This window comes from Cupriavidus sp. CuC1 (assembly GCF_044627735.1).
GTDB classification, from domain to species: domain Bacteria; phylum Pseudomonadota; class Gammaproteobacteria; order Burkholderiales; family Burkholderiaceae; genus Cupriavidus; species Cupriavidus ulmosensis.
This window is the reverse complement of record NZ_JBIUHC010000250.1, coordinates 1-9,555: the sequence shown is the minus strand read 5'-3', so window position 1 is coordinate 9,555 and position 9,555 is coordinate 1. Positions and strand designations below refer to the sequence as shown.

The following is a 9,555-nucleotide window of genomic DNA, read 5'->3' as shown; positions in this document are numbered from 1 at the left end:
GTGGTCGGCGAGATCAAGCAGGCGCTGGACGAACGGCTGGGGCGCAAGGTTGCCCTGGCTTCTGCCTACAATCTGCTACACCGTCATGGCTGGCGCAAACTGGCGCCCGACAAGCGACACCCCCAGGCCGATGTGGCTGCCCAAGAAGCCTGGAAAAAAAACTCCGCGACATTCTCCTCGAAATCGACCGGACGTGGCCGGGCCAAGGGCCGATCCGCTTGATGTTTCAGGACGAAGCGCGCTTCGGTCGCATCTCCGACACGCGGCGTTGCTGGTGCCCCAAACCGGCTCGCCCGCTGTGTCAGGCAATGGTGACGCAGGAGTTCACCTACGCTTATGCGGCCGTCTCGGTTGCTGATGGCGCCCTCGACACTCTGATCCTGCCGCACGTCAACGGCGCCTGCATGCAACTGTTTCTCGATGAGGTCGCAGCACGTCATCCCGACGATCGAATCGTGATGGTCCTCGACGGCGCCGGGTGGCATCAGAGTGCTTCGCTCAGACTGGCTCACAACCTGCGCTTGCTTACACTCCCACCGTACTCACCGGAGCTCAACCCCGTTGAAAATCTCTGGGACGATCTTCGAGAAAAGTCCTTCCATAACCGCGTCTTCGATAGTATCGATACGCTCGAACGCCATCTGTCCGACTCTCTCCGCGATCTGGAGTTGGACCGCCAACGTGTCCATTCCATTGTCGCGTGGCCATGGATTATTAATTCACTATTGAATTAGAAACGGAATAAGACACCAGGTGGCTGAGATAGCTGGTGCCGCCATGGCCGGCATCCCGCTCGGCAATCCTCGGCCCGCGCTGCGTGCCGCAAGCCATGGCGGTACCGACATGGACGAAGCGCCGCAAGGCCGCGCTGCCGGCAAAGCGCGAGGCAAAACGCAAGGTATCGCGCACGTTGATGCGCGTGACCTGCGCATCGGCGGAGAACGAGGCCAGCGCGGCGCAGTTGATGACATGGGTGACGCCCGCCAGCCGCGCCTGTGTGGCAGGCGCGAAATCGCTGTCAAGCGCGCCAAGCAACACGTTGTCCTCGGTGAGCCAGTCCACCCGGCTGCGCAACAGGCCGCACTGGATGGCGTTTTCGCGCAAGCGAGCCAATGCGTCCGCGGCATCCACGCCGCGCACCAGGCAGAGCAAGCGCCGGGCCAGACCGGCGTTGACGGCGGCCACCATCACGTTGCCGCCGATAAAGCCGGTGGCGCCTGTCAGCAGCAGGGAGCCGACGCCGGGCAGGCGTGTGTCGCAGGCACGCGCACGGGCGGCAAGATCCTGCGCGGGCAGGCTGGCGTGCCAATCCCACATCATGGCGTTCTCCTCAGAATGTGTAATTGACCGAACTCATGCCGAAGTACGACTGCTTGCTCTGCACGATCGGGCTCTTCGCGGCGTCCCCGAGCAGGCGTGTCGCCGCCACCAAGGTGCGCACCGACCATTCCTTCGAGAGCGTGTAGTTCCATGCGAGCGACAGCGTCGCGGCATCGAAGCCGGCCTTGGGGGCGTACTGACTAAAGGCGCTGTTGGCGGCCTGTGCATCGGTCACGCCAAAGAGGGTCTGCATGTAGCGGCCCGAGCCGTAGTGCAGGCTCGGCCCGAGTGTCACGATGTGCGCGCCCGACTGGATCACCGGCACCACCAGATCGATGTGCCCGCTCAGCCCGCGTTCGCGATGCGTCAGTGGCGCGTCCAGCGTCACGCTCAGCGTGGTGTCGCCGTACACGCGCGCGCCGAGCTGGAACGCGCCCATCAGCGAGCCCGGAATGTTGCCCATGCCCTTAAGGTGATCCGAGCCCGGCAGGTCCGCGCGGTTCTTGTCGGTACGGCCCAGCGCGTAGCCGAGCGAGGCCGTGGCAAACATGCCGTTGCCGAACTTGTAGGTATAGCCAGCGCCTTGCAGCAAATCGATGAAGGCACCGTTGCCGAAGTCGGCGCGCAGCACCGGCGCGCCGACGGCCCGGTAGTCGCGGCTTCCCGCGTAGCGCGGGGCGGCGCCGGCGGCCAGGCCAACGGAGTACGTTCTTTCCGCGTGCGCTGCCGGGCAGAGGCTCGCCAGCGCGGCCACGAGAAACGCGCCCTTGTATGCGCCTTGGTACGCGCCCCTGTACGCGACCGGCAACCTTGCCACGCCCCACTGATTTCTTGCTTGCTGTTCCACGGCTGCTCCGCCTTGATGTCGAAGCACGCAGATTAGGGATGGCGCGCCGGGCTGTCTGTCCTGAAATCGCGCGAAATCTTGTTCAATTGTGCGAATTTGTCTTGAAGCGTCTCCAACACCCAATGCAGGTCGTTCGCCGGATAGAATCGGCACTTTTCTGCCCCAGGGAGCCCTGTCATGAGCGATGCCATGGCCAAGTACAAGGTATTGCTGGTCGAGGACGACGATCGCCTCGCGCAGCTTGTCAGCGAATATCTGGGCAACTACGAATTCGTGGTGGAGGTAGTGCGGCGTGGCGATATCGCGGTGGCCGCCGTCCAGGCCCTGCGGCCAGCGCTGGTGATCCTCGACCTGATGCTGCCGCATATGGACGGCATGGAAGTGTGTCGCGGCATTCGCGCGTTCTCGCGCGTGCCCGTGCTCATCCTGACCGCACGCGTCGATACGTACGACCAGGTGGCGGGGCTGGAGATCGGCGCCGACGACTATGTGGTCAAGCCCATCGAGCCAAGGCTGCTGGTGGCGCGCGCCCGCGCCCTGCTGCGGCGCGCCGCCGCAGAGCGGGTTGCCGAGACCGCCGCGCCTGCGCAGCGGGACCATGAACTGGTGTTCGGCGCGCTGGTGATCTCGCCGCCGAACCGGCAGGTGACATGGCGCGGACAGGAGGTGGACTGAAGACCACCGAGTTCAACCTGCTGCTGATCCTGGCGCGCGCCGCCGGCACCGTGCTCAGCCGGGACGACATCCTCAAGGCCTTGCGCGGCATCGAGTTCGACGGCATCGACCGCACCGTCGACTCCGGTATCTCGCGGCTGCGCCGGCGCTTCGAGGATGCCTCGCCCGAGCCGCACAAGATCAAGACCATCTGGGGCCGCGGCTACCTGTTCAGCCCTTCGGCATGGGAGGAATGAATGGTCCGCTCGCTACTCAAGCTCTACCTGCTGGTGATCCTGGCCGCGGCCGCCGCGGTGACCGCCATCAACACCACCTTCATCCCGCTGTTCCATGAGCATTTCACCGAGACCGAACGGGAAAACCGCAAAGGCTATGCCTTTACGCTATCCCAATACCTTGGGCCGCAACAGGGCAAGGACCGCGACGCCGCGCTTGCCATCCTGCAACAGCAGGCGCGCGAGAAGTTCGACCTGGTCGACGCCGCCAGCCTGACCCACCTCAATGCTCAGCAGCTTGCCGACCTCGCCGGCGGCAAGCTGGTGCTCAGCTACGACGCCAAGGATTACTACCTGCCGCTGCGCGACGGCCAGATCCTGCACGCGCTCAGCGAGGAAGACGACCACACCAACATCTCCGTGCTGGCCTACGCCTTGATCGCGCTCGCCACCTTGCTGTCGATCATCGCCTGGGTGTGGTACCACTGGCGCGACCTGGACAAGCTGCAGCAGGCGGCAAGGGATTTCGGCAACGGCAAGCTGTCGACCCGCGCCAACCTGCCCAGGCGCTCCAACATCTCCGCACTGGCCAAGCAATTCAATGAGATGGCCGAACAGATCGAAGCGTCGATCGTGCACCAGCGCGAAATGATGCACGGCATCTCGCATGAGCTGAAAACGCCAATCGCGCGGCTGGAGTTCGGCATCGCGCTGCTGCAGTCGGCCGGCACGGGCGAAGCGGAGCAGGCGCGCCAGGCGCTGCGGCTGGAAGACCTGCGCCGCGACGTGCGCGAGCTCGACGAGCTGGTCACCGAGCTGCTGACGCTCGGCCAGCTTGAGCAGGGCGCGGCGCCGATGATGCTGATGCGGGTTTCGGTGAGCGAGCTGATCGACAGTGTCGCGGCCAGCGTGGCCAACGAGGTGGCGGATAAGAAACTCACCCTGTCGGCCTATGCCAGCGGCCCTGAGCCGCACCACGTCTGCGATCCGCGGCTGGTGGCGCGGGCGCTACTCAACCTTTGCCGCAACGCCACCCGCTACGCGCGCAACGCCATCCACCTGCACGCCGAGACCGACGCGGCAGGCACCTTGACCCTGACGGTGGAGGACGATGGCCCCGGCGTTGCGCCGGAGGAGCGCGCCCGCATTTTCGAGCCCTTCCACCGGCCCGATTCCAGCCGCAACCGGCACACCGGGGGGTTCGGCCTGGGGCTGGCCATTGTGCGGCGCATCGCGCTGCTGCATGGCGGCCAGGTCGGGCTGCACAGCGGCAGCGAGGGCGGCGCGCGCTTCGTGATCACCTTGCCAGCCATGGACGAGCCCGCCATGCCCGGCAGGCCGGCGATTTGAGGAGCGCCCATGAAATGGTCAACGATCGCTGCCGTGCTGCTCTCGTGGATGGGCGCCTGCGCCGCCGCCGGTTGGCTGGCGATGGCGTTCTCCGGCCTGACGGCGCAGGGGTAGCGCGGTAGTGACGCAATCTGCCCGCGCAACAAAACAAAAAGCCCGCCGGGACTGCCGGCGGGCTTTTTAGTAGAATACGTCTGGTTGCGGGGGCAGGACTTGAACCTGCGACCTTCGGGTTATGAGCCCGACGAGCTGCCAACTGCTCCACCCCGCGTCAGAGGGGCGTACTATACGCCACCCTGACGGATTTGCAAAGCGCTTTAGGCACTCTTTCTTGACAGCGTTTACGTAAACGTGTAAAAGCAAGTGGGCGCATTCTTTGCGCCCAAAAAAAGGATTTTTCCATGGAAACTGGTACCGTCAAGTTCTTCAACGCCCAGAAGGGTTTTGGCTTCATCACCCCGGACGCTGGTGGCAAGGACTTGTTCGTCCACATCTCTCAGGTTCGCGGGGGTGCTCCGCTGCAAGATAACCAGCGAGTGCAATACCAGTCGCAACAGGGCAAGAAGGGTCCTGAAGCGGCCAATGTTTCCCCCGTTTGAACCCGCCGCTTTGCGGCAAAGCTAAAGGACAGAATTGACTAAGATCGTCTTGAAACCAGGTGAGCCCGTTGAAGTTGCAATGCGGCGTTTCCGTCGGGCCATCCTCCAGACCGGCCTGATCGTTGAACTCAAGAGCCGTACCGCTTACGAGAAGCCCACGACCGAGCGCAAGCGCAAGAAGAAAGCCGCGGAATCGCGCCTTCGCAAACGCCTGCGCATGCAGATGTTGCCGAAGAAGATGTACTGATTTCGGCACAGCAAGCGGCGAGCGCGCTTCGACGCGTTTCTGCCGCAGGCCGCATAAATCCGCCAGTCATTGCCTGGCGGATTTTTCTTGTTTTAGCGGCGCCGCGGATGTCCGGCCCTTCGTGGCCTGACAACCGCCGACCGGCCCTGATACCGCCCTGCCCATCGTTCCGCCTGGATCGAGCGCGGCCGGCGCAATGCTTGCGTTCGCCCTTTGCGCGCGACACGGCTAGCACTTTGACTCCCCACCGCTTTTTGAATTGTCCCGGACACACGTGCGTGTTGCCGCCACCTTGCCTCGCATTCAAGCCACGGCACTTGGCGCTGGCGACAGGCAAAAAGCAGGCCGCACGATGGCGGCCCGCCTGGTCGGCAACTCCCGCTACATCACCCACTACATCAGCTGCGTGCCGCAATCAGCGCGCCCGCGCCAATCAGCGTAATGCCACCCGCGCGCTGCACATTGGCCTGTGCGCGCTGGGTGGTAAGGCGCTTGGCCAGCGCACGCGCCAGCAGCGCGTAGATCGCCGCGTTGGCGGTGGCCATCACAACGAAGGTGGGAATCAGCACCGCGGCCTGCGGCCAGAAGGCCAGGCGCGCATCGAGGAACTGCGGCACGAAGGCCACGAAGAACACGATGCTCTTGGGGTTGAGCGCGGTCACCAGCCATGCCTTGGCAAAGCGCTGGCGGCTGCTCCCGGACTGTGCCGTGACCGCCATCGCGCCGGCACGCGAGGCGCCGCGCAAAGCCTGGATGCCCAGGTAGACCAGGTAAGCCGCACCGGCCCACTTCAACGCCGTGAACAGGGCCGCAGAGGTGGCCAGTACCGCGCCGAGGCCGGCCATCGACAGTGTGAACGCGGTCAGGTCGCCCGCGGCAACGCCGGCCACGGTGGCATAGGCGGAGCGGCCGCGATGGGCAAGCGCATCGCCGATCACAAGCAGGATGGTCGGGCCGGGAATGATGAGCACGACGATGCTTGTCAACACAAAGGCCAGCCAGTGTTCGAAGGACATTGCGACTCCGGGTCTTATCGATTGGGGTGCCCGACGGGCGACACACAAGTATAAGCAAGGTGGCTGGCTGCTGAAAGCGGCGCCGGCCTTGCCGCAGATCAGCCTGCCGGCATCGGAAAGACCAGGCAGGTGGTCGTGGCGTAAGCGTAGAGCTTTCCCTGCGTGTCGACGATGCGGCCCTCGGCAATGCCGATCTGCGTGGCCAGGCTGATCACCTTGCCTTCCGCACGGATCGGGCCCGTCTTCGCGGTCAGCGGGCGCACGTAGTTCACCTTCAGTTCCAGGGTGGTGTAGCCCTTGCCGGCCGGCAGCATGGTGTGGACAGCACAACCCACGCAGGAATCGAGCAGGGTCGCGGCGTAGCCGCCATGCACGCTGCCGATCGGGTTGTAATGCTGCGGCCCGGGCGTGCCCTGGAAGACGAAGCGCCCCGGCTCGAACTCCACCGGCACGAAACCCATCAGTTGCCCGATCGGCACACCCGGTATCCTGCCCGCCAGCATATCCTCGAAAAACTGCAGGCCAGCGCGTTCCCCCAACTGCGCGAGCGATACCACCCCCGGCTCGGCCAGGCTCGCGCGCACCTTGCGTTCCGCCTCTTGCCACTGGGCCAGCAGGTCTTCTGCGCTCATTGTCTCGTCTCCATCGCTTGTTCCGATTATTGTTTTCGTGCTGCGCGCCGGCAGGCTCAACGAGGCCTGGTTTGCACGCCGGCGCGAACCATCAAGATAACCGCATCCGCGCATTCTTGCTGCAGCGCGCCACAAAGCATCCTCGCTGCTGCCTGCATAATGGTGGATATTGCGCCCGCGGCGCGCCCAACTCCCGCTCCTGCCTTGACTGCCATTCTTGAACTACGCAATGTAAGCAAGCAATACGGCGACACCGTCGTGGTCGACGATCTCAGCCTGAGCGTGCAACGCGGCCAGTGCTTCGGCCTGCTGGGCCCGAACGGCGCCGGCAAGACCACCACGCTGCGCCTGCTGCTGGGACTGACCACGCCGGCGTGCGGCACGCTCACCCTGTGCGGCGAGCCGATTCCACAGCGCGCGCCGCAGGCTCGCATGCGGGTGGGCGTGGTGCCGCAGTTCGACAACCTCGACCCGGATTTCACGGTGGTCGAGAACCTGCGGATCTTCGGGCGCTACTTCGGCCTGGAGCGCGCCGTGATCGAGGAGCGCGTGCCCGCGCTGCTGGAGTTCGCGCGCCTGGAGAGCCGTGCCAAGGCGCAGGTACGAGACCTGTCGGGCGGCATGCGCCGGCGGCTGACGGTCGCTCGCGCATTGATCAACGACCCCGACCTGCTGGTGATGGACGAGCCCACCACCGGGCTGGACCCGCAGGCGCGCCACCTCATCTGGGAGCGCCTGAAGTCGCTGCTGGCCAACGGCAAGACCATCCTGCTGACGACGCACTTCATGGAAGAAGCCGAGCGCCTGTGCAACTACCTGTGCGTGATCGACAGCGGCCGCAAGATCGCCGAGGGCAAGCCGCATGAGCTGATCGACAGCCAGATCGGCTGCGACGTGGTGGAAGTGTATGGCGACAACCTGGAGCCCCTGCGCGGCGAGCTGCACCCGCTTGCCACCCGTACCGAGATGAGCGGCGAGACGCTGTTTTGCTACGTCAAGGAGCCCGCGCCACTGCTGGCGGCGCTGCACGGCCGCAACGGCGTGCGTTACCTGCACCGCCCCGCCAACCTGGAGGACGTCTTCCTCAAGCTGACCGGCCGCGAGATGCGCGACTGAGGCGTGACTGAGGCGTGACTGATGCGCACCGACTCGCAACCGACAACGGATTGAACATGAGCGAACAAGACCCCCGCCCTGCCACCACGCCAGCCGCCGCCACCGCCGCCACCGCTGCCACCGCCGCGCTGCCCGGCGCCGGGCAGCGGCAGCACTACCCGCAGCCGCTGCTGCCGATGAACATGCGCAACTGGACCATGGTCTGGTACCGCAACTTCATGGTGTGGAAGAAGCTGGCGATTCCCTCGATGATCGGCAATCTGGCCGATCCGATGATCTACCTGTTCGGGCTTGGCCTTGGGCTTGGCCTGCTGGTGGGACAGGTCAACGGCGTGTCCTACATTGCCTTCCTCGCGGCCGGCACCACGGCGTCCAGCGTGATGATGTCGGCGAGCTTCGAGTCAATGTACTCGGCCTTCTCGCGCATGCATGTGCAGCGCACCTGGGAGGCCATCATGCATGCGCCGCTGACGCTGGGCGACGTGGTGCTGGGCGAGATCATGTGGGCCGCCAGCAAGGCGGTGCTGTCGGGCCTGGCCATCATGCTGGTGGCAGGCGTGCTCGGCTATGCGCAGTTGCCGGGCGCGCTGCTGGCGCTGCCGGTCATCGTGCTGGCAGGCATTGCGTTCGCCAGCCTGGCCATGATCGTCACGGCGCTTGCGCCCAGCTACGACTTCTTCATGTTCTACCAGACGCTGGTGATGACGCCGATGCTGCTGCTCTCTGGCGTGTTCTTCCCGCTGGAGCAGTTGCCCGCGGGCGCGCAAGCTGCCACCCAGGTGCTGCCGCTGGCGCATGCGGTAGCGTTGATCCGCCCCATCATGCTGGGGCGCCCGATCGACAACCTGGTGCTGCACGTGATCGTGCTTGGCGCTTACGCGGCCGTGGCGCTGGTGGTGGCGCTGATGCTGCTGCGTCGGCGTTTGTTGCGCTAAGGATGGCTGCAACGGTCCGTGCCAGCCGTAAATCCCGGCGCGGCAGTGTCGACCGGGCTGGATCCGGTGGTGGCGCTGGCGGGCGAATAGCGCAGCGGGCGGTAGCGAGCGCTCAGGGGAAGAGTATGATGCCGGGCACGTCGCATGGTGCCCGGTGTAGCCGGAAACCTGAGGCCGCCCGCCTTACACCACCCCCACAACCCCGCAAGGGCAAGCAGTGTCCATGTCATTTCAAATGTACGTCCACGTCGCGCCAGCTAAGAAAGAGCAAGAGCGTCGCGTCATGCGCGCTGCCGCAACGCTCGCCGCATTGGGCCTGTGCGGTGCACTGGCCGCCTGCAGCGTGGTGGGCGCCACCGTGGCGGTGGGCAGTGCCGCGGTCTCTACCGTGACTACGGTTGGCTCGGCGGCAGTGAGCGTGGGATCGACCGTGGTCGAGACGACCTACGACGTGACCAAGGCCGGGGTCAAGGCAGTGGCCGGCAGCAGCGACGAAGCTGTGCCGGCGCACTGAGCGCGCAGGCGCCTTAGATCGCGGTAGGAATGCCCATTACTGAGCACCCCCCGCACAGATCCCGGCGTGCCCAATTCGGGCACCGGGCT

At 65.2% G+C, this 9,555-nt stretch carries 12 protein-coding genes, 1 tRNA gene and 1 pseudogene; 9 read left to right on the top strand and 5 right to left on the bottom strand.

The features are described from left to right. Together ACGLHR_RS48830 and ACGLHR_RS48825 are read left to right on the top strand one after the other, a co-directional pair. Positions 1–222: winged helix-turn-helix domain-containing protein (locus tag ACGLHR_RS48830; RefSeq protein ID WP_400102963.1), on the top strand; the 222-nt coding region annotated here is incomplete at its 5' end. After that, positions 150–734: an IS630 family transposase gene (locus ACGLHR_RS48825; protein WP_400102962.1), complete on the top strand. Its 585-nt coding sequence runs from the start codon at positions 150–152 to the stop codon at positions 732–734. The genes ACGLHR_RS48830 and ACGLHR_RS48825, both read left to right, overlap by 73 nt. On the opposite strand, the gene ACGLHR_RS48820 is transcribed toward ACGLHR_RS48825, so the two are convergent. Continuing rightward, positions 715–1,320: an SDR family oxidoreductase gene (locus ACGLHR_RS48820; protein WP_400102960.1), complete on the bottom strand. Its 606-nt coding sequence runs from the start codon at positions 1,318–1,320 to the stop codon at positions 715–717. The two genes, ACGLHR_RS48825 and ACGLHR_RS48820, sit on opposite strands and share 20 nt — an antisense overlap. Positions 1,321–1,330: 10 nt before the next feature. Then, positions 1,331–2,167 (bottom strand): MipA/OmpV family protein, encoded by an 837-nt coding sequence (locus tag ACGLHR_RS48815; protein ID WP_400102958.1) that lies wholly within the window; start codon positions 2,165–2,167, stop codon positions 1,331–1,333. 177 nt (positions 2,168–2,344) lie between these two features. Here ACGLHR_RS48815 and ACGLHR_RS48810 point away from each other — a divergent pair. Next, positions 2,345–3,078 (top strand): annotated as a pseudogene (locus ACGLHR_RS48810) (response regulator). Further along, positions 3,079–4,407 (top strand): ATP-binding protein, encoded by a 1,329-nt coding sequence (locus ACGLHR_RS48805; RefSeq protein WP_400102956.1) that lies wholly within the window; start codon positions 3,079–3,081, stop codon positions 4,405–4,407. Between the two features lie 195 nt (positions 4,408–4,602). Here the strand turns inward: ACGLHR_RS48805 and ACGLHR_RS48800 are convergent. Next, positions 4,603–4,678 (bottom strand) — tRNA-Met (locus tag ACGLHR_RS48800). A 130-nt stretch (positions 4,679–4,808) separates the two neighbouring features. Between ACGLHR_RS48800 and ACGLHR_RS48795 the strand changes: the two genes are divergently transcribed. Next, positions 4,809–5,006 carry a cold-shock protein gene (locus ACGLHR_RS48795; RefSeq protein ID WP_006158572.1) on the top strand — a complete coding sequence of 66 codons (198 nt, stop codon included), beginning with the start codon at positions 4,809–4,811 and terminating at the stop codon, positions 5,004–5,006. A gap of 34 nt (positions 5,007–5,040) precedes the next feature. Then, entirely contained in the window at positions 5,041–5,253 is a 213-nt protein-coding gene (rpsU, locus tag ACGLHR_RS48790; RefSeq protein ID WP_006158571.1) for a 30S ribosomal protein S21, read from the top strand. A gap of 398 nt (positions 5,254–5,651) precedes the next feature. On the opposite strand, the gene ACGLHR_RS48785 is transcribed toward rpsU, so the two are convergent. Both ACGLHR_RS48785 and ACGLHR_RS48780 read right to left on the bottom strand, forming a co-directional pair. Then, the gene (locus tag ACGLHR_RS48785) at positions 5,652–6,269 is read right to left on the bottom strand and encodes a LysE family translocator (RefSeq protein ID WP_267603802.1); all 618 of its coding nucleotides are present in this window, start codon (positions 6,267–6,269) and stop codon (positions 5,652–5,654) included. A 98-nt stretch (positions 6,270–6,367) separates the two neighbouring features. Further along, complete coding sequence (locus ACGLHR_RS48780) at positions 6,368–6,901, bottom strand: PaaI family thioesterase (protein WP_400102953.1); 534 nt, start codon at positions 6,899–6,901, stop codon at positions 6,368–6,370. Between the two features lie 204 nt (positions 6,902–7,105). On the opposite strand from ACGLHR_RS48780, the gene nodI reads away from it, so the two are divergent. The 3 genes from nodI to ACGLHR_RS48765 all read left to right on the top strand — a co-directional run bounded on the left by nodI (position 7,106) and on the right by ACGLHR_RS48765 (position 9,466). Continuing rightward, positions 7,106–8,017, top strand: a complete 912-nt coding sequence (gene nodI, locus ACGLHR_RS48775; protein ID WP_400102951.1) for a nodulation factor ABC transporter ATP-binding protein NodI — start codon at positions 7,106–7,108, stop codon at positions 8,015–8,017. Between the two features lie 56 nt (positions 8,018–8,073). Beyond that, positions 8,074–8,952, top strand: coding sequence for an ABC transporter permease (locus ACGLHR_RS48770; protein ID WP_400102949.1), 879 nt, complete (start codon positions 8,074–8,076; stop codon positions 8,950–8,952). 283 nt (positions 8,953–9,235) lie between these two features. Continuing rightward, positions 9,236–9,466 (top strand): hypothetical protein, encoded by a 231-nt coding sequence (locus ACGLHR_RS48765; RefSeq protein ID WP_318231424.1) that lies wholly within the window; start codon positions 9,236–9,238, stop codon positions 9,464–9,466. Positions 9,467–9,555 lie beyond the last annotated feature (89 nt).

Excerpts from the sequence above, each read along its gene's own strand:
- ACGLHR_RS48820 (WP_400102960.1), bottom strand. The coding sequence starts at position 1,320 with ATGATGTGGGATTGGCACGCCAGCCTGCCCGCGCAGGATCTTGCCGCC.
- ACGLHR_RS48805 (WP_400102956.1), top strand. The coding sequence starts at position 3,079 with ATGGTCCGCTCGCTACTCAAGCTCTACCTGCTGGTGATCCTGGCCGCG.
- ACGLHR_RS48795 (WP_006158572.1), top strand. The coding sequence starts at position 4,809 with ATGGAAACTGGTACCGTCAAGTTCTTCAACGCCCAGAAGGGTTTTGGC.
- ACGLHR_RS48785 (WP_267603802.1), bottom strand. The coding sequence starts at position 6,269 with ATGTCCTTCGAACACTGGCTGGCCTTTGTGTTGACAAGCATCGTCGTG.
- ACGLHR_RS48780 (WP_400102953.1), bottom strand. The coding sequence starts at position 6,901 with ATGAGCGCAGAAGACCTGCTGGCCCAGTGGCAAGAGGCGGAACGCAAG.
- ACGLHR_RS48770 (WP_400102949.1), top strand. The coding sequence starts at position 8,074 with ATGAGCGAACAAGACCCCCGCCCTGCCACCACGCCAGCCGCCGCCACC.
- ACGLHR_RS48765 (WP_318231424.1), top strand. The coding sequence starts at position 9,236 with ATGCGCGCTGCCGCAACGCTCGCCGCATTGGGCCTGTGCGGTGCACTG.